The organism is Drouetiella sp., assembly GCF_059504425.1.
Map to the genome: position 1 here is coordinate 79,714 of NZ_JCACIN010000053.1, position 22,084 is coordinate 101,797.

Here is a 22,084-nt window from a genome sequence, read left to right on the forward strand (position 1 = left end):
CGCGGCATTTTTAGACCTATTTTTGGGTATCTGGTTTTCGGGTATCTGATCCAGGAAACTGATGTTCGCGCACTTCGGTACAGAAAGCCTGAGCTGCCTGAGCGATCGTTTCCCGCAAGTTGGCATAAGCCCTGGCAAAAGGCGGACTCCAATCCGATAAGCCCAGCAAATCTGCCGTCACCAACACCTGACCATCACAATGGGCACCTGCTCCAATGCCAATTGTCGGGATGATGAGTTTTTGGGAGATGCGTAGCGCCAGATCATCTGGGATATGTTCTAGCACGATCGCAAAAGCTCCAGCTTGCTCTAGAGCGATCGCCTCCTGCAAGATTCGCTCTCCAGCTTCTGACGACTTGCCCTGCTGACGAAAACCGCCAAACTGATGCACAGACTGCGGCGTTAAACCTACATGCCCCATCACCGGAATTCCAACTTGCACCAGCCGCGCCACGGTTTGCACCATTAAGGGATAGCCGCCCTCTAGCTTAACGGCCTGTGCTCCCGTTTCTTTGAGGATGCGACCTGCCGATCGCATTGCCTGTTCTGGGCTTTCTTGATAAGTCATGAACGGCAGATCGACCACGAGAAGCGCCGCTTTTACGCCTCGTCGCACGGCTTTGGCATGGTGAATCATCTCCTCCAGCGTTAGAGGAATGGTCGTGTCGTAGCCCAGGGCAACCATGGCTAGAGAATCGCCCACCATGATCACATCCACCCCGGCTTGATCGATCGCCTGGGCAATCAAGTAATCCCAGGCAGTCAAAACGGTAATGAGCCGTCCTTCTTTCTTGTAGCGAGTGAGCTGTTGCGTGTTGACTGCCATAGAAAAGGCTCCCTGAGGAGTTGGGGGCGAAGCTTAAATTTTACCAAACCGTAGCCCCCTAGCCTCTCGGCACATAGTCCACAGCTTGCTCTGCCGGAGTCAGATCTTCCCAAGCCAGATCGCGGCGTAGCACCTTGCCGCCAGGTGAGGCAATGAGCTTGGGTAATTCCTGCTGGTTGACTCGCTCCATCGTGGAGGCATCAAAGGTGGTGTAGCGTGTGTGTGCGGATGCTGAATCGATATCAACGATCGTCAAAGTTTTGCGAGGGGGCAGGTCGCCATTGAGCAAAGGTCGCACACCAGAACCCAAGATGCCGCAATGCAACAGCTCAAGCTGACCCTTGTGCCCCGGATAATAGGCGTGATCATGTCCGCTAACGTAGGTATGAACCTGGTGGCGCTCTAGGAGCGATCGCAGTCCTTCCGCGTTTTCCAGATACTCACCCGGATCAGCTCGCCCGACCGTGATGCCATAGAGCGGCAGATGTCCTACTACAATCCGTAGTTTTGCTGCCTTTGCTGCGGGACTCGATAAACTTTGCTCTGCCCAAGCCAATTGATCAGCCGGAATCTGAGCGCTAGAGGCATCCCAGATCAAAAAGAAAATATCCTTTTGCTGGAAGGTGTAGTAGAAAGGAAACTTGGCGCGATCGACAAAGTTTAGCCCCGGATCATGCTGAGGCTGATTCCAGTAGTCGTTTGCCAAATCGCGCTCCGCGCCAAACAGCAAGCCGCCATTGATTGCCTGAGCCGAAGAAGCATCATGATTACCCAAGGTAAAGCCGTAGGGAATTTTGGCGGTGCGCAGAGGTGCGCTGACATGCTGATCAAACGCTGCCCACATCGCTTCAATCTCCGAGCGCGTCAGCGAAGGCTGCTGTCCGGCAACCATGTCGCCGCCACACAGCACCAGATCGGGCTGCCAAGAGGGGATTCGGGCGATCGCGTTATCTACCTCTACTTCATAATCCGTAGAGCCATATTGACTATTGAGGTCGCTAATGACGACAATCCGCACGTCCCCTCTAGGGGGATTAAGGGGATCGGTGATCTCAGGCACCGCACTTGGGCTAGGAGCAGCCACAGGGTTCTGGCTGGCTGGACTGCTGTATTCATTGAGATCAATGGAGCTACGAGCCTCAGTCAGTGCGCTTTGACCTGCTGCCCATCTCTGAGCCACGACAGATAAGCCCACCCCGCCAAAGGCTCCACCCAACAACAAAAACTGACGGCGATTTAGCGGCATAGGGCGATCGGCTCTTTCAAAGCTAGGTAGATTGAGATTGACTTCGCAAAAGGTTGAAACCTAACGCAATATACACGCATCCTGCAATTCGTTCCAGTTCTTTCATCACTCTTGTTTCCCTTCGTAGCCTTCTGGAGGCAGTTGCAGCAAACAGTGCAACGAGCAAGCACCATAACGTACCGCCTACAACAAAAACAGTGCCCAGAAAGAGAAAGGGTAATGCGCCAAGTTGAGCTGTTGGCACCACAAACTGAGGCAGAAAGGCAAGAAAGAAAATGGCTACTTTAGGATTCAGAACATTGGTCAAAACGCCCTGACGATAAATTTTCCAGCAACTTACTGAATGGAGTTCTGAAACGGTGTGAAATTCAGGAGTTACTGAGGGTCGAGATTTTTTCAGCAGAGCTTGAACACCGAGGTAGATCAGGTATGCTGCTCCAACAAACTTAACGGTCAAAAACGCCCAGGCTGAGGTTGCCAGGATAGCAGATAATCCAAATGCTGCAAATAATGTGTGAATCAGTATTCCCGTACTAACCCCTAATACTGATATCCAGCCTGCTTGGCGACCTCGTGCAATACTTTGGGTGAGAATATACAAAGTATCTGATCCTGGCGTGATCCAGAGTAGAAAACTGGAAAAGAGAAACGCCGATAAATTATGAGTCCCAAGCATATTGATTGTTTAAATATCAAAGAATATCAAAGACTTGCAAAATCAATATTCTCATAGAGATCAGTAATTTGGATTTGAACTTCAAATGTGTTGAGGGACAACGTGATATTGAGATCATCGTATTCTGAGAACAGCCATTGATTGGCAGCCGTCTTTACATGGTGTTCTACATGAATGCGATACTGATCGATAAGGAGATATTCACAGAAGTTTTCGATCGCCCGGTAAGCAGAAAACTTTTCGCCATGGTCATAATCTTGTGTCGATTGAGATAACACTTCAGCTATGAAGCAAGGATTCATGATGGTATCGGTTCGTCTAGGCTGGAGTTGCAGCGGCTTTTTGACAACCATGACATTAGGGTAGGTATAGAGATTGCGATGCGGAATCCAAAGCCGTTGATCGGCACCAAAAAATCGATAAGCTTTCCCTCGCAAAGCAGATTTTAGAAGGGTTATAAGGTTAATTGCTAGTTCGTTATGGGCAGGTGTACCCCCTGCCATGAGCCTAATTGCTCCACCGACATATTCATGGCGTTCCTCTGAGACAACTTCAAACTCTAGATACTCTTCGCAAGTGTAGGTTTGCTGTTCAAGTGCCTGTGTCATAGTGGAATTCCGACTCCTGAAACTTCATGTCCCAATTCTGCGATTCTGACCTATGGACTGCCATTTGGAAGTCTATGTTTTAGAGATCTATTCGTTTGAAGCTATATTTCTTAACCTTATTCTCCGACATCTAAGGCAAAATCGAGGTGGACAAGAAATAGAGTCAGCATTGCCTTACTTTAAGGGAACCCGCTATGTCGCAACCACCTGACGATCGCTCAACAGAACTACCTTTGCAGCCCGTAGAACCTGCCGAACCTGTTCATGGCACTATCCAGTCTGGCAATAAAGCCCAATCTGGCAGTCAAGTCAAGTCCAGCAATAAAGTTGCGGCACTTTTTCGGATGCTGGGGCAGATCTTAGGCATTGTGCTTGCTGCGCTGCCGTTGGCGTTTAATCTTCTGCGTCAGCTTGCCCAGCTTGGATTAAAAGGGCTGAGAAGTATTCAGGTTTGGTGGGTCGCCACTTTGCCCAAAATCCGATCGCGCCTTCCAGAACCCTGGAAAACTAAGCTGCCTGAGCAGATTTTAACGGCGATCGCTCTCCTCTTTCTCTTGTCTTTCCTGTCGGTCACACTGGCGCTGCTGCCCGGAAAGCCTCCTTCCTTGGTCAAAGCTCCTAGCTCTAACGTGCCGAATCTGCCTAATGAGCCAGCGCCTGTGAGGCTTCCCAATGCCGTCAGCCTAAATAAGCTGACCAAAATCCAGGATCAGCTCGCCGAAATCACAGCATCCTATGCTGAAGGTCTGGTGGAATCTGTGCAGGTCGATCGCCATAGTCGCCTGAAAGTGACAGTCGGCGATGCTTGGTATGCTCTGGAGCCAGGACAGCAGGATAAACTTGCCAATGAGGTCTTGAAGCGATCGTACAAACTGAAGTTTGATCAGCTCGAACTCACTGATCCAGAAGGAGTGCTTTTGGCTCGTAGCCCTGTAGTCGGTTCGGGCATACTGATGCTGGAAAGGGTCAGTCCTGGAATCTGAATCTTGGGGTGCCCAAAAACCTTTTAGAGTAAAGTTGCTTATCGGGAGGGCGGACAATGCTGCCATCTGACCTGAAATCTAGATTGCCGAGCAGTGACGAATTAGTTGATTCGGACGATTTTCCTGTGGATAACGAGGAGCAGAATTTTATCCCCAACGTGTTGCTGTTTCTCTTGGAACACGTTTGGAAACACCGGAATGACTGGTTTTTTGCGGTAGACATGGGGGTTTATCACACGACCGGAGCGCATCCCAAAGTGCCCGTGGTGCCTGATGGTTTTCTGAGCTTAGGCGTGGAGCGGCGTAAGGGCAGTAAAGCGCGCAAGAGCTACATTACGTGGGAAGAAAATGGTATTCCGCCTATCTTGGCGTTGGAAGTCGTGTCTCAAACCCCAGGCGGTGAGTACGACGAGAAACTAGAGATTTATGCCAGATTGGGCGTATTGTACTATATAGTCTACAATCCGCAATTTTGGCGGCGCGATGGGCATCTACCGTTTGAGGTTTATCGATTGGTCAACGATGTTTATGAGTTACAGGTTGGCGAACCGTTTTGGATGCCGGAAATAGGGTTAGGAGTTGGGCGCTGTCGATTGCCAGCCGATCCCTTGGAGCGAGAGGTATTGAGCTGGTATGACTCGAAAGGCGATCGCTGGCTGAGCGAAGCAGAGGCAGAACGACAAAGAGCAGATGCGCAGCAGCAAAGAGCAGACCAGCTAGCCGAACGACTGCGACAGCTCGGAGAGGAGATCTAGACTCAATCTAATCCCCCAGATCTAGAGATAATGCCGCCATCGGGATTTCCTCGACACGCGGCAGTTTTTCGGCGATTAGGAGCGGCTGACTATTGCTGCCAGAAAGCTGGCGGAGTAGCTTCGGTCGTGGATCATGCAGCAGATAAATGATCCGATCGCCCATCTGCCACTCTTCGGCACTGGGAATCACCATAAGGCGATCGTCTCGTTCCATCAAGATGGGAATCAGCTCTTCAGCCCGGATTAGCGCCCTGAGATGAGCCTGCTGGAACTGGAAGCTGTCTTCCCGCAGCGTTGTTTCGCCTAGCTTTACGGCTTTATCGGTCAAGTAGCTATTCCAGGTCTTGAGGGAAATTTGGGCAGCAAAGGCTTGCTGCACTTTAATGACGCTGCCGTTAGCTTGCAAATCGCCACTTGGAAAAACCGCCAGCACTCTAGGCGGCTGAAATTCTTCAGCGGCACGCTGAGCCAGCACCAGATTTACCTCACCATTATTCGTCATGGCTAGGAACGTCCCGGCTGTTGCCAGACCTGCCTCCTCTAAGACATTGGCATCTAAAGCGCTGCTTGAGAAAACCTTGAAGCCCTCTTGTTCAGCTTGTTGACAAGCTTCAGGATCGGTGTCGATCAGCACAACAGACTCGTTGCGATCGCGGAACATCCTTCCGACCAGCAAACTTAGCGGATTGCAGCCCACAATCACAGCTCCAGTTGCCTGAGTTGAAGTCACTCCCAGCAGCCGCGCCACCCAACCCGCCGTTAGACCCTGCAAAAACACAGTCGAGAGAATCGTTAGAAACACTAGCGCTTTAATCGAAGCGCCGCCGTTGATGCCGCGTTCGGTCAGCACGATCGCAAATAGAGAAGCCACCGAAGCCGAGACAATGCCTCGCGGAGCCACCCAGCATAGAAACAGCTTTTGTCGCCAGTTGAGTCCGCTATTCCAGGTGCAGCACCAGATGTTGACGGGGCGCACCACAAACATCAGAGCAGCAACGGTGAACAGTGCCCCTTCTCCAAGGGCAAAAATACTGGCGATCGATAGCTCAGCTGCCAGCAGCACAAACAGCACCGACACAGCAAGCACCGTGAGCTGACTTTTGAATCGCCGCAATAGCCGCTCTTCAGGTAGGGAATAGGAACTCAAGACCAGTCCGGCAACCACCATCGTCATTAATCCCGACTCGCTCTGAATCAGCTGAGCCGTGCTAAACAGCCCCCAAACCCCTGCCAGCACCACTAAATTCTTTAAATCATCAGAGAGTGTCTTTGCATGTTTAAGCACCAGCCCCAGCCCCCAGCCGCCGATCGCCCCGATGCTTCCGCCAATACCCAACCGCAGCAGCAGACCGCTAATCACCGACAGCGGATCAGCATCGCCGTTGAGAATAATATCCAGCACCACAACCGCCAGAATTGCGCCCACCGGATCAATCAAAACGCCTTCGCCCTCTAGCAGCGTTGCAATGGAGCGATCGACCTTCACCTGTTTGAGCAGCGGGCTAATCACTGTCGGGCCAGTGACTACGACCAGCGCCGCATAGAGAAAGGCGATCGCCCAAGGAAATTCGCTCAACCAGTGAGCCGCCATGCCGCCACCCATCAGCGTAATCAGCGATCCAAACGTCACCAGATTGCGCAAACTGCCTGATACTCTACCCAAATCACGTAGCTCTAGATTAAGCCCGCCTTCAAACAGAATTAGCGCTACGGACAGCGAAACAATCACTTCTAGCCCGGTGCCCAGCAAGTTAGGATGCAATACGCCAATGCCATCTGTACCCAGAACCATGCCAAACAACAGCAAAAAAACGATGCTGGGGACTTTCAAATAGTCTGCCAGGACTTGAGCACTGATGCCCGCAATTACGGTAATGACGATTTGCAGGGTAATCTCAGGAGCCGCATCCATAAATCAGAGTTACAAAATCAGGAACGTTAGAAGCAGACAAAAAGATTTGCTTGAAGCTTTTACGAAAAGTCTTGACCTTAAACCTCCACTTCATTTATACCCATAGGATTCTGGGCATTACTCAATCTGGGCATGAATTTTTTGGGAAAGGGACGCTCCGTAACCTTTCCCAAAAAATTCATACATAAAATCAGAAACGCCTGATTCTGATATGGCAACCGCTAGGGCGGTTAGGACAGGGACATTCTTGGTGGGGGGCGAAGCCCCCCACCAAGAATGTCCTAAGCAAACTGGCGACAGCTATGGAGACTACTCTCTGAGCAGTAAATAATAAAGCTGCCCGTTGCTGTTGATTAGCCCCGCCCGATCGCCCGCCTGGGAACCCGTACCCATAAACACATCCACCCGTCCGGCTCCTCGAATAGCACCCCCTGTATCCTGATCCAACACATAGCGAGACGCAGGCTCTAGTACAAGCTGTCCTTGACTATTGGTAGGCAGCTGCGTCTGGATGAACGCCAATGCTCCGGGCGGCATTAGAGATTTGTCGGTGGCGATCGATCGTTCTGCCGTCACGGCTAAACCCAAACTGCCTGTTGCAGGTGCGCCGCCCGTTTCTTCAAAGAAGATAAACCGATTGTTTCGCGGCAAATACAAATCAAGATCGGCTGGATTGTCCCGAAAGTATTGGATCAAACGCGGTAGGGTTAGCTCCTCCAGCTTAAATTTGCCCGCATCCACCAAGGCTCGTCCTATGCTGACGTAGGGATAGTCCGTGTGCCCTGCCACGCCCACCGACATTGTGCCGCCCTCTTTGAGCTGGAGCCGAGCCGAGCCTTGCACCTGCACCAGATAGGCCTCTAGGCGATCGCGTAGCCAGACCAGCTCTAATCCTCGCAGCTTTCCCTGAGATGCTTGCAGCCCATCTGCACCTTCGAGCTGAAGTCGCGTAGGCTGAGGGCGTGACCAGTCCCTCATGTTGGGCGGCAGGCGATAGAGCGGATAGCGATACTCTGCGGTGGGCACTCGGCTAGCCGCATAGGTCGGTTCAAAATAGCCCGTGAACCCCACGGTTCCCTGCCCGTCCTTGCCCACGGATTGATAGAAGACAAACTCTTGTATCACTGACGCTTGAAGCTCTTCAGGCGATCGTGCCCCCAGCAACAGCTCTCGAAACCGCTCTAAGCTCCGATAGACCCGATCAGCCGTAAAAGCTGGAATCGCATATTGCCGATAGGCGGTTCTAGCTGCCGGACTCGCCAGATAGGTAAGGGAACGATCGATCGATTGAATTAGCGCTGAGCGATCGCCAGAATTGCCACCTGTTCCCCAAAGGCGATTGTCTAGCCCCTGGGCTAAACCAGGCGAGGCGACAGGCTGCAAGGGTAAGCCCTGCTCTGAGCGAATCGGTGAGGCTGAAACGGTGAGGACGGCAAAAAGCGTCAGGCAGAAAAGGAGCGATCGCATTATGAATTTCAAATGACGGGTCAAAGTTTCGAGAAAACAAGCTACTCGTCAATAATTTTAGTCTCCACCGCCACAGCCGCCACAGCCGCCTCCGCTATCTCCACCGCCGCTATCGCCCCCACCGCCGCTATCGCCCCCGGCATAACCACCCTCTCCACCACCGCCACCAGCGGATACTGGAATCAATAGCTGCTTTAAGCCAACCATCTCGTTTGGCAAAACGGATGCTCCCCAAAGTGCAAATGCCAGCGGCAGCTGAGGATCGGCAGGATTAACGACTGTTGAGCGAATATGACCCTGGAGCGATTGGAAAACGCGATCGCCGTAACGACTGCGGCGAACCGGATTTCGCCAAAATGCTAACCCAATGATCGCCACAATCATACACATCATGATTAAAAATCCCACAGGCTTGCCGCGCGAGAGACCTATCCCAATCTTGGCAATGCCCAATCCGAGGAGAGCAGCAATCAAGAGAGCTGGATAAGTTTGGGCTTTAAAGGATTGGTCTTTGCTAACCAAAAGCTCAAGCTGGCACAATCGATCTTGAACCGCATGGTTTGCCTGAGTTGCAGCACTCCGGACTTTAACAAGCCGTCCATCTGACGCGATCGCATTGGCAACGGCACGTTCCATAGGATGGGACAGCCCTTTGACAGGTTGATTTAGGGTCAGGCTACTCTGTCCCGATTGCACAGTGACATATTCTTTTTGGATTAGACTCGCGATCGCCGTATCCACAACGCGGCTTTTACCTTCTGCAAGATAAGCTGTTTCATAAATATCGAGCGATACAGGTCGCTGTTTTGGATCGCCATCCGGTAGGCGCAGAAAGGCTCGGAGGCGAGCGGCTAAGATGATGACGACCGTTGACAGCAGCAGATAAAAAGTTAGAAACTCTGCGCCTCCAAAGTCCAATGGATTAGGCAAGTTAGCAGCCTGACAACCCGCGATCGCAAATGTCAAAGTGAACCCAAGAGCTAAAACTGCTGCCTGCTGTAGCTGGAGCAGCTGAGCTTGAGGTTTCCAGCTCACAGATAGCTTAGGCACAAGCCAGTTTTTTTGCGTGTTGACCCGAACAAAATGCAAGTCGCGCCCAAATCGATCCTTGGGTGCAGACCAGATATCAACTGGGGGTGCTTGACCCCAAAACCGCTCGTAGCTTTCTAATGTCCTGCCATACCAATCATCAAACTTTGTCTGCTCAGAGCTGCCGCCGCGAGTTGGCTCGTGATGCAGCGGGGTTTGCAGAACTTTTGGACAAAACTCCTGCCAATACGATCGCGTGTAGCTCAAATGCAAATGCCAGACCTGATCCACCTGATCGGATGGCGTAACGGGATGCCCTGCTGCGATCGCCAGAAAGACAAATCTCTTATATTCCTCAATTACTCTCTGAGCATAATCCCGCGACCAGCCGTTCTCTCGCGCTAACCGTTTGCTAAAGGATAGGGGAGACTCCGGTTGATCTAACGAAAAGTGCTGAATCCGCTGATATAGCTTTGTTTGCTGAGCATCCATTCTGTTCAATGGATCATTCATATGTACCTCAACTCAATGCAGTTTGGATACATTACTTTTCCCAAAAACTCACGGTGCTGCTGACTTCAAGCACAGGTTTTTTGAGGGTAGTCTTCAAAAGGTATAAATTTTTGAGATCGCACGCGATCTCAAAAATTTATACCCAGATTAGCCGATACCAAACTTTTCTCTTAAAACTTCTCTACAGAGGGAAACTGCTGATGCGCTCTTGCCGCTTCGCCACAGGTGCGCGGGGTGGGGAAAATCTTTTCCGGATTCGCCAGACCTTTAGGATTAAACACCTGCCGCACCCAAATCATCGTTTCCATATCAGCCTCAGTAAACATTTCCGGCATATAGCAGCGCTTGTCAGCTCCGATGCCATGCTCTCCAGAGATACTGCCCCCCACCCTGACGCAGAGCTTGAGGATTTCGCCGCCTAGCTCCTCTACAGCTTCCAGTTCACCAGGAATCGCGTTGTTGTAGAGAATCAGCGGATGCAGATTGCCGTCCCCGGCATGGAAAACATTGGCAACCCGATAGCCGTGCTTTTGGCTAAGCGCCTCAATTTCTGCTAGGACATAGGGCAGCTTGGTTCGAGGAATCACCCCATCCTGCACATAATAATCTGGACTAATTTTGCCGACGGCGGCAAAGGCGGCTTTGCGCCCTTTCCACAGGGTCAGACGTTCTTGGGAGTCTGTGGCAGAGGTAATGTTTCGAGCGCCGTTTTGCCGACAAATTGCCTCCACACGCTGGCTATTCGCCACTACTTCCACATCCAATCCATCTAGCTCAATGAGCAAAATAGCCGCTGCATCTCGCGGATAGCAGTTGGCGGCAACCACATCCTCAACGGCATTGATGCTGAAGTTGTCCATGATTTCCATGCCGCCCGGTAAAATACCCGCGCTAATGATGTCCGACACCGTTTGCCCTGCGGCTTCGACATGGGTAAAGTCTGCCAGCAAAACACGGATGGCTTCTGGAGCTTTGAGGATACGGAGCGTGATTTCGGTAGCGATGCCTAGCGTCCCCTCTGAGCCGACAAAAACCCCGGTTAGGTCATACCCCGGCATTTCAGACATACCGCCTACGTCCGCGATCGCCCCATCCGGCAATACCAGCTTCAGCCCCAAGACATGATTTGTCGTCACACCATATTTCAAGCAATGCACCCCACCAGAATTCTCGGCAACGTTACCCCCAATCGAACAGACAACCTGGCTAGAGGGATCGGGCGCATAGTAGAAACCTGCACCGCTGACGGCTTGCGTCACCCAGTTGTTGATCACTCCTGGCTGCACGACTACCCGCTGATTTTCAAAATCAATTTCTAGGATTTGGTTCATCAGCGCTGTGACAATGAGCACGCAGTTTTCGACGGGCAAGGCTCCTCCCGAAAGCCCGGTGCCTGCTCCACGGGCAATAAAGGAGATGTGATGGCGATCGCAAATTTTTACAATCTCTGCCACCTGCTCAGTCGTTCGAGGCAGCACTACCACCGCCGGACGCTGGCGATAGCTGGTCAACCCGTCGCACTCATAAACCAGAAGCTCTTCTTTGCGCTGCACAACGCCTCTGGCTCCCAAAACAGCTTCAAAATCTCGTATGACGGCTTGCCAATTTATGAAAGGTGGCGCGTTAGCTTTGTCAAGGGTAATCATAAGGATTTATTTGGCATAATGGCTGATATTAAGCGGCGGAAAATACGGTTGCCCGCAGCAGCGTTACGGTTCAACAGTGTTCTAGTGCTCTAAACGCTTTTTGAGAAAAAACGCTAAAACGCTGAACAAGAGAAGTTTCTCTTTAAATATCCTACCTGTGCTGCTATTGATTTCAAATTTGGATGATGTTGTCTATAAGATGCTTGCCAGAAGTGAGGTATGCTAAATCTACTTTGTATCAAGGCATCACAAACTGCGATTTCAACGCTGGATAGGTGTAGCAACCGCCAAGGCGGTTAGGGCGGGCGCATTTTGGTTGGGTGGGGCGCTTAGCGCCCCACCCAACCAAAATGCCCTAAGCAAACTGGCAACAGCCGTAACACCTCTGAATCTAATGCGATCGTTTCCGGAATCTATTCTTGAATCTGTTAGTGCCCATAAGCTTTAAAGTTGCCATTAAAGCGCTCTTATTTTGTGATTAATCAATGGGTTGGATTTACTGCTCTAAGCTTAAAGGTTTTATGATTTTTGCTTTAATTTTAACCTATGCCAAAGGATATAGATATCGTTGAGAATTCTGGCTCGAGATGAATCAGGTTCTAGAGTCTTCAGAAAATGCTTTCAATTGCTGATCTGCCTTACCTAATATTAAGTATCTACTCTACTTCTAATTCAGATTCAAGCTACTTGTCTATCCTGCATTTGCCGTGCTGAGCTGTTCTCAAACCTATGTCCAATACTATTGTTCTTGTCTTATTTCAGGTACTTCTGGTAATTGGGCTATCGCGACTGGTGGGATTGGGGTTTCGCTGGATTCGGCAACCGCTGGTTATCGGTGAAATTGTGGCTGGGATTATGCTTGGGCCTTCCTTATTTGGGCTGGTTGCTCCCCAGTTAGCAACGACATTATTTCCAGCTGAAACCATCCCATTCCTAGACATCCTGTCTCAAGTCGGGCTAATTTTCTTCATGTTCTTGATTGGCTTAGAGCTTAACCCTAAGTACCTTCAAGGACAGATGGAAAAAGCTGTGCTGATTTCCCACGTCAGTATTGTAGTGCCCTTCTCTTTAGGCTCTCTTCTGGCACTGCTTTTGTATCCTCTAGTGTCAAACGCCAGCGTTTCTTTCACGGCGTTTGCTCTATTTTTAGGGGCGGCAATGTCTATTACGGCATTCCCTGTTCTGGCAAGAATCCTGACTGAAAATAATTTGCAGGGCACTCGACTTGGCACTTTGGCGCTGACCTGTGCGGCCGTAGATGACGTTACTGCCTGGTGTTTGTTGGCGTTGGCGATCGCTGTCACCCGCACTAATAGCGTGATGGCAGCAATTCCGACTCTGATTGCGTCTGCGCTCTATATTGGCTTTATGTTGACCCTAGGGCGGGCATTTCTTAAGCGTCTGGCAAGGCTGTATGAACGTACGGGCAAGCTATCTCAGCTAACGCTGGCTTTGATCTATATGGGGGTCGTGGCTTCGGCACTGATTACTGAAATCATTGGCATTCACCTCATCTTTGGCGCTTTTCTAATAGGCGCAGCAATGCCCAAAAACGAAGGGCTAACGCGAGAGCTGGCTGAAAAAACTGAGGATTTTGTCCTAACGTTTCTGCTGCCTATCTTTTTTGCCTATAGCGGTCTGCGGACTCAAATTGGCTTGCTCAACCGTCCTGAGCTTTGGCTGCTCTGTTTGGCAGTGCTGCTGGTTGCCATTGTGGGTAAGTATGTGGGCACCTATGTGGCTGCGCGAGTATCGGGGATGGGTTCTCGTGAATCTTCGGCTCTGGGATGGCTGATGAATACACGGGGGCTGACCGAACTCATTGTGCTGAACATTGGTCTGAGCCTGGGCGTAATCTCGCCGCTGCTGTTCACCATGCTCGTGATCATGGCGCTCGTAACCACCTTTATGACCTCGCCTTTGCTGGAGTGGACTTTCCCGAAACGCTTGATTCAACAGGACATGGCAAAATCCCCTGTCCTAGAAACTGTGCCGCTGAACAATGCGCCAACCTATCGCATCTTGGTTGCTGTGGCTAATCCCAGTACACAGAGAGGTCTGGTACAGCTGGCGATCGCAATCGCAGGTGCGAACCTACAAACCGCCATCATCAATCCACTCAGCCTGATTCAGCTTAAGGAAGAATACGCTTTTGAGAGTATGCCGATCGAGGCAGAGCGTCAAATTGCGGCAAGGCAGGCACAGCTTCAGCAGCTCGTTCAGAGTTTAGAACCCGCTATTCGTCCGCTCGTGCATCCCATTGTGCGCATTGCCAACGACGTAGCGCGAGAAACGGCTGAAATTGCGGCGCTTGAGCAGGCTGATCTGATCCTGTTGGGTTGGCATCGTCCTGCCTTCAACAGCAATCGTTTGGGAGGACGGGTCGGGCAAATTCTCAGTACGGCAAAAACTGATGTAGCGGTATTTATAGATCTTCCTCGCGAAGAAATAGGCTTTGATACGCTGTTGGTGCCCTACATGGTGGGTACCCACAACGACCTGGGTCTAGAGCTAGCCATTCGGATTTTGGTCAATCGTCCGACTTGCTGCCTAACGGTGTTGCGAGTTACCCAGCCCGATCGCGCGGTAGGCGAGTTTAGCTACGAATTTCGGACGGTGATGCAGCAGTTGCCGCCCCATATCTGCGATCGGATTAACCTCACCGTGGTTACCTCTGTCGACACGGTACAAACAGTGGTCGAAGCTTCTAAAAATGTAGATTTAACCATTGCCGGAGCGAGCCGAGAGTGGGGAATTGAGCGCCAGACGCTGGGTCAGTATACTGACGAGCTAGCGGTGAAGTGTCAGTCGCCGCTCCTAATTTTGCGGCGCTACAGCCAGGTTACAACTCACCTAGCAGCTATTCTCAATTCAGATTCGACTTCAGCGCTGAGCCGCGACCCGGCAGGCAGTGATCCTTTGAGCGAAGACCCGCCAAAAAGTAAAGACTCATCAGAACGTAAAGATCAGTCAGGAGCTAGAACATGAGCCGTATTTCTCATTCCAGGCATATCCTATTCTATGTGGCGATTATTGGCTCAGTCCTGACACTCTTCCAGATGGTTAGTGTCTATGGTGAAGCTAATCTCAAAGCGCCTCCTGACCTCAATGGTCGCTATTTCAGCGCCTCAGCGCCACCGGGCTGTCGAGAGGGCGATCGCTTAGTATTAACGCTTCAACAGTCTGGCATTTATGTCAACGGAATTTTGACGCTGGAGCCAGCCGATCTGGTTCAAACTCCTCAAAGCACAGACGCCACCTCTGAGGAGAAATTTTCGCTGACGGGACTTTGGAAGCCGGAACAGATTAACTTATCGGGCGAGACAGATGCGCTAATGAGCTGTGCTGTTGAAGGTGGGGCGATCGGAACAGGTGCGGCGATCGCGCTACAGGGTCAGGTCGCTCCTACTTCGTTCACCGGAGAGATGACTTATGGGTCGCAGACCGGAGTTCAGACTGGAAAGGTAGCGTCTACAGCGCAAACCTGGCAGTTCACAGCACAGCGTCAGGCGCTTGCGAAGCCGAAGGAAGTTCATTAGTCACAGCGCTAGATCACCCAGTGTCCTCTACGGCGCAATAGCTGTTCGCGCAAAGCGTCCCCAAGCTGCTCTTCTGAAATGAGCTGCCGCTCTATTAAAACTTCGCCTAATTTTTTTGAGTAAAGCATTTGAGCCGCCAGAGCAGCGCCGAGCTGGGAGGGCAAGACCATGCGATTTTTGAGCAAGATCCGGCCCAACTGAGTAGAGTGGCGAGCGGCAGGTGTTTCTACGGCGATCGCCAAATCTTGTTCTATAACGTCTTGCTCGATTCGAGGGGCGAGGATGACAACGGGGGGGCGCTGGGGAAGCATGGGGACGCTCCTAAAAGTTAGAAAGGTGGAATGAAATGCTGAGAGCATTTGTTGTTACAGAGGCATTCGCCATTACACACTATTCAGGGCAAATCATAGAAATTATGCATTTATCGATCTGATTTACCGATCTGTTTTGGCTGTCGTCAGTTTGCTGAGGGCATTTTGGGTGGGGCTCGCAGCGCCCCACCCAAAATGCCCCGTCCTAACCGCCTTGGCGGTTGCCATGAGAATTGCTATTCAATCATCACTTGTTGAACAGCAGAAAACCTTGCTTTGAGGGGTCTGACCCCATCGGCTATTAGGACAGATTTTCATAACAACTTCATAACTTAGACTGATCATTCAGAGCCGCAGCTACGCTATCCGCATTGAGTTGTAAATTTGCTCTCATTGACTTCAGAAGCAGCCAAGACACTCACTTCAGCTCTTTACTTCAGCTCTAGAGACTGAATTGCCGCCTGCATAAAAATAGCCTGAGAATCTTGCTCTGTGGGCTGCGATCGCGGTCTGCGGCGGATGTATTGCCCGTCTGCCTGAAGTTCCCAGACGCGGCGATTGTCTGCCAGCATGATGCCCAGCATCGCGGCTACTTCTTTAACCAAACTTGGATCTTCGAGCGGTACCACCACTTCAACCCGGCGATCGAGGTTACGGGGCATCCAATCCGCACTGCCGATATAAATCTCTTCTTTGCCGTCGTTGTGAAAGTAGCAGATGCGGGAATGTTCGTGAAACCGTCCGATAATGCTGATGACCCGAATATTTTCGCTGATGCCGGGAATGCCGGGACGCAGACAGCAGGTGCCCCGTACCACCAAGTCAATTTTGACCCCAGCTTGAGAGGCTTGATAAAGCGTCTGAATCATTTGGGGATCAACCAGAGCATTCATTTTGGCAACGATTCTTCCATGCCGTCCGCGTTTACTATGTTCAATCTCTCGGCGAATCAGGCTAACGAGGCGATCGCGCAGATCAAACGGAGCTACTAACAGCTGGCGATAGGTTTGTCGATGGGAATAGCCGGTCAATGAATTGAATAAATCAGTCAGATCTGCTCCTAGACTTTCTCGACAGCTCAGCAGCCCCAAATCGGTATAGGTGCGAGCCGTGCGGTGATTATAGTTTCCGGTACCAATATGCACATAGCGGCGAATAATTTCGTGGGGAGAAGCGCCACTACTCATCTCTCGACGTACCACCAAGGTAACTTTAGTATGAGTCTTTAAACCCACTACGCCATACACCACATGCACCCCTGCACTCTCTAACTTGCGTGCCCACTGAATATTGTTTTCTTCATCAAAACGGGCTTTTAGCTCAATCAGCACGGCAACTTGTTTACCGTTTTCAGCCGCCACGATTAGAGAAGTAACGATCGATGAATCCCCAGCCGTACGGTAGAGCGTCATCTTGATCGCTAGAACATCGGGGTCGATGGCAGCCTGAGCAACGAAAAGCTGCACTGACGTACTGAAAGAGTGGTAGGGATGATGCAGTAAAATGTCCTGCCGCCGAATCACAGAAAAAATATCTTCTCGGTGCCTGTTCTTAGTGACAGACTCTTCGGGGTTCAGCCCTTTCACCTTTTGCAAAGGAGCAGGGGTAAGGGGTGCCCAGTGAAGATTTTTGAGCCGGGGGATCGGCAATGAAGCCAAGCTCATCAGGTCGCTAAGCCCCATCAAACCCTCTAAGTCATAGACATCGCGCTCGCAAAGATCTAGCTCTTGCATCAAGGTTTTCCGCAGATTGCGCGGCATAGAAGCCTGCACCTCCAGGCGCACCGCCACGCCACCCCGATTGCGGTTACGCAACTCCTGCTCGATCGCCAGCAGTAAGTCATCGGCCTCTTCCTCAACCAGCTCTAGGTCAGTGTTTCGCGTCACACGAAATAAGGAATAGCCCATAATTTTCATGCCTGGAAAAAGCGCCGCCAAGTTATGGGCTATCACCTGCTCTAGCGGCAAGCCTGTCCAGACGGTGAGCCGACCTTTGCGCCGATACCAGAGCGATCGCGGCAAGGCAATAAATCGAGACAGGACAGCAGGCAACTGCACCCCGACAAATTCTCTGACTCCCGTCTCCATATTTTTGACGGTTACTGCCAGATTCAGACTGAGGTTGGAAATATTGGGAAAAGCACGGCTCTGACCCAAGACCACTGGCGTCAGGACAGGCAAAATTTGCTTCTCAAAATGCCCCTGGAGGTAAAGCTGCTGGTCAGGATTCAGCTCGGCATAATTCAACAGGTAAATCCCTTTTGCCGCCAGCTGAGGATGAAGAGACTGCTCAAAATACTGCTGACAATGGCTTAGGACAGGCTGCAACCGCTGAGCGATCACCCGGAGCTGTTCTAAGGGAGTCAGCCCATCAGGCGAGTGCTGGCTCACCTGAGCTTCCACCTGCTGCTTCAAAGCCGCCACCCGCACCATAAAGAACTCGTCTAGGTTAGAGCTAAATGTTGCGATTAGCCGCAAGCGCTCTAAAAGGGGAGTTCGAGGATCAATGGCATTTTGTAAAACGCGAGAATTAAAGTCTAACCAGCTCAGCTCCTGATTAAAGTAAAGCTGAGGATCGGCTAGCCTCAGTTCTGGCGTGACTTTTTTGCGCTTAGGCATAATTTGAACTAGGCAGAGCTTATGAAGTTAGGTACAGCTTGGACTCAGGCACAGCCGCAACATACTGCTGAACTATACGGCTGAACTATACGGCTGAACGATGAAAGAGGTTGCATCAAAACTCTTCTTGCTCAATACCAATCCACCATTCGCCCAAGTTCATCACATCCTGATGAATATCTGCTAAAGCCTTGGCATATTCTTCATCAGAGAGCTGAGACTTGCGTTCCTGCAGTTTTTTCAGCCGTAGCTGTGCCAGAAGCCAGGGCTTAGAGATGCCATTGGTCGATTCAATGTATTGAGCTAGGTCGTGACTATTCATACAGAAATAAAAAACTTTGCCCTGGGATGAGATTTTCGCGCTATCGGCGCTCGATCGTACTCTAGTCCACAGCTATCTCTAGTCCATAGCCATAGAGGTTAGCACCTGACTCTGACCTCAGGTTTTAGTGAGTCATCTACATTACCACTAATTTCACGATAGGTTATGGCTTCAGAGGAACCGTCTTGATAGATATTCTCCAAAATGTAACGGACAGCTAGAAAATAGCTGTCCGTAGTCTCGCATCAGATTAGGAAATTGCGATGTTCGCAAGCGAACTTGCTAAATGGTCACCGATATGTGAGTTCAGCAATACGAAGCTGCCAAGAAGAAGAGAGATTAAGCTGCGGCTAGATTCGCGGCGGCAAAGTCCCAGTTCACTAACTGATCCAAAAAGTTTTGGATAAAGTCAGGGCGCTTGTTTTGATAATCAATGTAGTAAGCGTGCTCCCAGACATCTAAAGTCAGCAGAGGAACCTGGTTCAGAGGAATCGGGTCTTCTGCGTTGGGGGTTTTGATCACCTTCAGTGCGCCATTGTCTAACACAAGCCATGCCCAGCCGCTACCGAACTGCGTAGCTGCCGCAGTTTTGAAAGATTCCTTCAACTTGTCAAACCCACCCAAATCGCTATCGATTTTAGCCGCCAAGTCGCCTGTGGGAGCGCCGCCGCCGTTGGGCTTCATGCTGTTCCAGAAAAAGGTGTGGTTCCAAGCCTGAGCCGCATTGTTGAAAATACCAGCCTTAGCAGGGTCTTTGGCAGAAATTTTGATCACTTCCTCCAAGGATTTATCTGCGAGTTCAGTATCTTTGACCAAGTTGTTGAGGTTGGCAACATAGGCAGCGTGGTGCTTGCCGTAGTGGAACTCGAAAGTTTTGGCAGACATGCCATGTGGCTCTAGAGCGCCGGGATCGTAGGGAAGTGGGGCTTGTTCAAATGCCATGGTGTTTCGTTCCTCTCGTGTGTCGGTCAAACGAAGCCCCTACCTGGAAAGAGCTGGAGTGAAGAACTTAACCCCAGCACCTTCAAAGTCTGGGTTCAAATCGGTGCATCGGCTTCAGTACATTGACTGAGCAAATGCTTCTTTGTATATCCTATCTCAAAACATCTTTTAGGTACGAACCTACCCCTTGAGCATCGAAATCCGGCTATCATAGCGATTGTCGCATCGGCTACAGCTATGGGCAGACAACGTTCAATTTTGGCGCTTATTTTGGTTTTGGCGATCGCTGCGATCGTCGTCCTGGTCAAAGTCCCCGTGCGGCTGGGCTTAGATTTGCAAGGCGGCTCTCAGCTCACGCTTCAGGTGCAAACCACCGAAACCGTTACAGAAATTACTCCAGACAAGCTTGATGCCGTCAAGCGCGTCGTCGAAAACCGTATTAACGGTCTAGGAGTCTCTGAGTCGATCGTTCAAACCGTCTTACCGGACAAGCTCGTCGTTCAGCTTCCGGGAGTCAGCGATCCGGCTCAGGCAGAGCGGGTGCTAGGCGGCACGGCTCAGCTCGATTTCCGGGAGCAGATTCCGGGAACCGAAGCTCGTTTGCCAATTGAGTTTCAGGTGCAAAAGCAGAAAGAAGATGAGCTGAAAGCGCTTCAGGACAGCAAAGCCGACAAAGCCCAAATTGATGCCAAGAAAGCCGAAGTAGATAGTAGTGCTAAGGTGCTTGCCGAGTTGTTTAAGCCATCGGGACTCACAGGCGAAGGGCTAAGGAACGCCTTTCCTCAGCCTGTAGGGGGCGATCGCTGGGAGGTGGTGCTGAATTTCAGCGATCAGGGCGGCGAACAGTTCGCACAACTCACTAAAAATGTTGCAGGTACCGGGCGCAGTTTGGGAATTTTCCTAGACAATCAGCTTCTTAGCGCACCCACAGTCGCCGCTCAGTACGCCGAAACTGGAATTTCGGGCGGCACAGCCACAATTACTGGCGGCTTTGACACGAAAGAAGCCAGCGGACTCGCCATTCAGCTTCGCGGCGGGGCGCTACCCGTGCCCGTCGAAATCGTGGAGAACCGCACCGTCGGGGCAACCCTCGGACAAGACAGCATCCAGAGCAGCATTTATGCTGCCGTCTTGGGTCTGGCATTGGTCCTGGTTTTCATGGTGGTCTATTATCGCCTGCCCGGTTTAATTGCCGATCTGGCGCTGCTCCTGTATTCGCTGTTTACGCTGGCGTTGTTTAATATGCTGGGCGTAACGCTGACCCTGCCTGGAATCGCGGGATTCATCTTGAGTATCGGTATGGCAGTAGATGCTAACGTGCTGATTTTTGAACGCACCCGCGAGGAGCTGCAAGCTGGCAAGACGCTCTATCGCTCTGTGGAGTCCGGATTCTATCGCGCTTTTTCCAGCATTCTGGATAGCAACGTCACTTCACTGATTTCCTGTCTAGCGCTGTTTGTGCTGGGTACAGGCTTAGTCAAAGGCTTTGCGCTGACCCTGGCTCTGGGGATTGGGGTGAGTATGTTTACGGCGCTGACTTGCAGCCGCACTTTCCTGATGCTGTTGGTGCTTAGCTACCCGGCTCTCAGGCAGAAGCCCGAACTCTTCAGCCCCAATGTTCCCCCCTCCAGCAAAACTCAGCCCAATAAAATCCAGCCAGAGAAAGCATCATGAAACTGCAAATTATCCGCCAGCGATCGCTCTGGTGGACTCTTTCCTCAGCGATTATCCTCAGCGGCATTGTTGCCATGATCATCTCCTGGAGTCAGCTCGGCGCACCCCTTCGCCCTGGTCTTGACTTTGTGGGCGGTACCCGGCTTCAAATCGAACTGGACTGTGCTGTGCCTAGCAACTGTGCTAAGCCAATCGATCCGGCATTGGTACGAGAAGTACTGGCAGCTCAAGGGCTAGAAGGCAGCACAATTCAGGTTTTGGGCGATGAAAAGCAGGCGCTGTCTATCCGCACTTCGGCGCTCAGCGTCGATCAGCGGACTCAGCTTGAAAAGACGCTCACAGAAAGAATTGGCGCATTCGATCCTCAGAAAACTCAGATTGATACGGTGGGGCCAACGCTGGGTAGACAGCTTTTCACCTCTGGCCTCTTGGCATTGCTGCTGTCTTTCGTAGGCATCGGGCTTTACCTGAGCTTCCGCTTCCAGCTCGATTACGCTGTTTTCGCGATCGTTGCTCTCTTGCATGATGTTCTGGTTACGGTGGGCATTTTCTCAATGTTGGGGCTGGCGCTGGGCATTGAAGTTGATAACCTGTTTATCGTGGCGCTGCTGACGATTGTTGGCTTCTCGGTAAATGACACGGTCGTGATCTACGATCGCATCCGAGAAACGGTTCAGACCAGCGGCGATCGCTCCATCAACGACATTGTCGATGCTGCCGTCAACCAGACCTTAGCGCGATCGATCAACACAACGCTGACGGTGCTTTTGCCCCTCGTTGCCATCTTCTTTCTGGGGGGCGAAACCCTTAAGTATTTTGCCCTAGCCTTGATTATTGGCTTCTTAATGGGAGCCTACTCCAGTATTTTTATTGCTAGTACGCTGTTAGCCTGGTGGCGAGTGCGATCGGGGCAGGAAATTCAGGATGGCGGCAAAGATCAGCTTGTGGGTGCTGAAGAGTGAATTAAAACTCCCAGGCGACGTTTCACACAAGGCGATGTTGTACGCAAATAGTCTT

18 protein-coding genes are annotated in these 22,084 nt (G+C 51.2%); 6 read left to right on the top strand and 12 right to left on the bottom strand.

Translation table 11 applies throughout. The annotated features are described in order from the left end of the window. Positions 1-16: 16 nt before the first annotated feature. Genes panB through AC5JMP_RS13415 form a run of 4 tightly spaced genes read right to left on the bottom strand, consistent with a single transcriptional unit; the run spans position 17 to position 3,356 of the window. On the bottom strand, positions 17-826 hold the full coding sequence (panB, locus tag AC5JMP_RS13400; RefSeq protein ID WP_495851976.1) for a 3-methyl-2-oxobutanoate hydroxymethyltransferase: 810 nt from the start codon (positions 824-826) through the stop codon (positions 17-19). 58 nt (positions 827-884) lie between these two features. After that, positions 885-2,072 carry a metallophosphoesterase family protein gene (locus AC5JMP_RS13405; protein ID WP_495851977.1) on the bottom strand — a complete coding sequence of 396 codons (1,188 nt, stop codon included), beginning with the start codon at positions 2,070-2,072 and terminating at the stop codon, positions 885-887. A 22-nt stretch (positions 2,073-2,094) separates the two neighbouring features. Beyond that, positions 2,095-2,748: a LysE family translocator gene (locus tag AC5JMP_RS13410; protein WP_495851978.1), complete on the bottom strand. Its 654-nt coding sequence runs from the start codon at positions 2,746-2,748 to the stop codon at positions 2,095-2,097. Between the two features lie 26 nt (positions 2,749-2,774). Further along, complete coding sequence (locus AC5JMP_RS13415) at positions 2,775-3,356, bottom strand: Uma2 family endonuclease (RefSeq protein ID WP_495851979.1); 582 nt, start codon at positions 3,354-3,356, stop codon at positions 2,775-2,777. A 194-nt stretch (positions 3,357-3,550) separates the two neighbouring features. Between AC5JMP_RS13415 and AC5JMP_RS13420 the strand changes: the two genes are divergently transcribed. Then, entirely contained in the window at positions 3,551-4,339 is a 789-nt protein-coding gene (locus AC5JMP_RS13420; protein WP_495851980.1) for a hypothetical protein, read from the top strand. 56 nt (positions 4,340-4,395) lie between these two features. Beyond that, positions 4,396-5,094 (top strand): Uma2 family endonuclease, encoded by a 699-nt coding sequence (locus AC5JMP_RS13425; RefSeq protein ID WP_495851981.1) that lies wholly within the window; start codon positions 4,396-4,398, stop codon positions 5,092-5,094. 7 nt (positions 5,095-5,101) lie between these two features. Here the strand turns inward: AC5JMP_RS13425 and AC5JMP_RS13430 are convergent, their stop codons facing one another. From AC5JMP_RS13430 to glcD, 4 genes are all read right to left on the bottom strand, one after another. Continuing rightward, positions 5,102-7,006: a cation:proton antiporter gene (locus AC5JMP_RS13430; RefSeq protein WP_495851982.1), complete on the bottom strand. Its 1,905-nt coding sequence runs from the start codon at positions 7,004-7,006 to the stop codon at positions 5,102-5,104. A gap of 309 nt (positions 7,007-7,315) precedes the next feature. Then, positions 7,316-8,473 (bottom strand): murein transglycosylase A, encoded by a 1,158-nt coding sequence (gene mltA, locus AC5JMP_RS13435; RefSeq protein WP_495851983.1) that lies wholly within the window; start codon positions 8,471-8,473, stop codon positions 7,316-7,318. A 57-nt stretch (positions 8,474-8,530) separates the two neighbouring features. Next, positions 8,531-10,015 (bottom strand): TIGR04222 domain-containing membrane protein, encoded by a 1,485-nt coding sequence (locus AC5JMP_RS13440; protein WP_495851984.1) that lies wholly within the window; start codon positions 10,013-10,015, stop codon positions 8,531-8,533. Between the two features lie 170 nt (positions 10,016-10,185). Further along, positions 10,186-11,661, bottom strand: coding sequence for a glycolate oxidase subunit GlcD (glcD, locus tag AC5JMP_RS13445; RefSeq protein WP_495851985.1), 1,476 nt, complete (start codon positions 11,659-11,661; stop codon positions 10,186-10,188). Between the two features lie 729 nt (positions 11,662-12,390). Between glcD and AC5JMP_RS13450 the strand changes: the two genes are divergently transcribed. Both AC5JMP_RS13450 and AC5JMP_RS13455 read left to right on the top strand, forming a co-directional pair. Next, entirely contained in the window at positions 12,391-14,649 is a 2,259-nt protein-coding gene (locus AC5JMP_RS13450; RefSeq protein WP_495851986.1) for a cation:proton antiporter, read from the top strand. Next, on the top strand, positions 14,646-15,200 hold the full coding sequence (locus AC5JMP_RS13455) for a hypothetical protein (protein WP_495851987.1): 555 nt from the start codon (positions 14,646-14,648) through the stop codon (positions 15,198-15,200). The genes AC5JMP_RS13450 and AC5JMP_RS13455 overlap by 4 nt, the downstream gene beginning before the upstream one ends. Positions 15,201-15,208: 8 nt before the next feature. On the opposite strand, the gene AC5JMP_RS13460 is transcribed toward AC5JMP_RS13455, so the two are convergent. From AC5JMP_RS13460 to sodB, 4 genes are all read right to left on the bottom strand, one after another. Beyond that, positions 15,209-15,511, bottom strand: a complete 303-nt coding sequence (locus tag AC5JMP_RS13460; protein ID WP_495851988.1) for a cyclic di-GMP-binding domain-containing protein, MshE-related — start codon at positions 15,509-15,511, stop codon at positions 15,209-15,211. Between the two features lie 431 nt (positions 15,512-15,942). Then, on the bottom strand, positions 15,943-18,129 hold the full coding sequence (gene ppk1, locus AC5JMP_RS13465) for a polyphosphate kinase 1 (protein ID WP_495851989.1): 2,187 nt from the start codon (positions 18,127-18,129) through the stop codon (positions 15,943-15,945). Positions 18,130-18,244: 115 nt separating this feature from the next. Continuing rightward, a complete protein-coding gene (locus AC5JMP_RS13470; protein ID WP_495851990.1) occupies positions 18,245-18,451 on the bottom strand; it encodes a hypothetical protein in 207 nt (68 codons plus the stop codon). A 339-nt stretch (positions 18,452-18,790) separates the two neighbouring features. Further along, positions 18,791-19,393 (bottom strand): superoxide dismutase [Fe], encoded by a 603-nt coding sequence (gene sodB / locus AC5JMP_RS13475; protein ID WP_495851991.1) that lies wholly within the window; start codon positions 19,391-19,393, stop codon positions 18,791-18,793. A gap of 237 nt (positions 19,394-19,630) precedes the next feature. Between sodB and secD the strand changes: the two genes are divergently transcribed. Then, a complete protein-coding gene (secD, locus tag AC5JMP_RS13480) occupies positions 19,631-21,067 on the top strand; it encodes a protein translocase subunit SecD (protein ID WP_495851992.1) in 1,437 nt (478 codons plus the stop codon). After that, entirely contained in the window at positions 21,064-22,029 is a 966-nt protein-coding gene (gene secF, locus AC5JMP_RS13485; RefSeq protein ID WP_495851993.1) for a protein translocase subunit SecF, read from the top strand. The genes secD and secF overlap by 4 nt, the downstream gene beginning before the upstream one ends. Positions 22,030-22,084: the final 55 nt, after the last annotated feature.

Coding starts and splice junctions, on each gene's coding strand:
- AC5JMP_RS13415 (WP_495851979.1), bottom strand. CDS start 3,356: ATGACACAGGCACTTGAACAGCAAACCTACACTTGCGAAGAGTATCTA.
- AC5JMP_RS13450 (WP_495851986.1), top strand. CDS start 12,391: ATGTCCAATACTATTGTTCTTGTCTTATTTCAGGTACTTCTGGTAATT.
- AC5JMP_RS13410 (WP_495851978.1), bottom strand. CDS start 2,748: ATGCTTGGGACTCATAATTTATCGGCGTTTCTCTTTTCCAGTTTTCTA.
- sodB (WP_495851991.1), bottom strand. CDS start 19,393: ATGGCATTTGAACAAGCCCCACTTCCCTACGATCCCGGCGCTCTAGAG.
- panB (WP_495851976.1), bottom strand. CDS start 826: ATGGCAGTCAACACGCAACAGCTCACTCGCTACAAGAAAGAAGGACGG.
- mltA (WP_495851983.1), bottom strand. CDS start 8,473: ATGCGATCGCTCCTTTTCTGCCTGACGCTTTTTGCCGTCCTCACCGTT.
- glcD (WP_495851985.1), bottom strand. CDS start 11,661: ATGATTACCCTTGACAAAGCTAACGCGCCACCTTTCATAAATTGGCAA.
- AC5JMP_RS13420 (WP_495851980.1), top strand. CDS start 3,551: ATGTCGCAACCACCTGACGATCGCTCAACAGAACTACCTTTGCAGCCC.
- ppk1 (WP_495851989.1), bottom strand. CDS start 18,129: ATGCCTAAGCGCAAAAAAGTCACGCCAGAACTGAGGCTAGCCGATCCT.
- AC5JMP_RS13440 (WP_495851984.1), bottom strand. CDS start 10,015: ATGAATGATCCATTGAACAGAATGGATGCTCAGCAAACAAAGCTATAT.
- AC5JMP_RS13460 (WP_495851988.1), bottom strand. CDS start 15,511: ATGCTTCCCCAGCGCCCCCCCGTTGTCATCCTCGCCCCTCGAATCGAG.
- AC5JMP_RS13405 (WP_495851977.1), bottom strand. CDS start 2,072: ATGCCGCTAAATCGCCGTCAGTTTTTGTTGTTGGGTGGAGCCTTTGGC.
- AC5JMP_RS13455 (WP_495851987.1), top strand. CDS start 14,646: ATGAGCCGTATTTCTCATTCCAGGCATATCCTATTCTATGTGGCGATT.
- AC5JMP_RS13430 (WP_495851982.1), bottom strand. CDS start 7,006: ATGGATGCGGCTCCTGAGATTACCCTGCAAATCGTCATTACCGTAATT.
- secF (WP_495851993.1), top strand. CDS start 21,064: ATGAAACTGCAAATTATCCGCCAGCGATCGCTCTGGTGGACTCTTTCC.
- AC5JMP_RS13470 (WP_495851990.1), bottom strand. CDS start 18,451: ATGAATAGTCACGACCTAGCTCAATACATTGAATCGACCAATGGCATC.
- secD (WP_495851992.1), top strand. CDS start 19,631: ATGGGCAGACAACGTTCAATTTTGGCGCTTATTTTGGTTTTGGCGATC.
- AC5JMP_RS13425 (WP_495851981.1), top strand. CDS start 4,396: ATGCTGCCATCTGACCTGAAATCTAGATTGCCGAGCAGTGACGAATTA.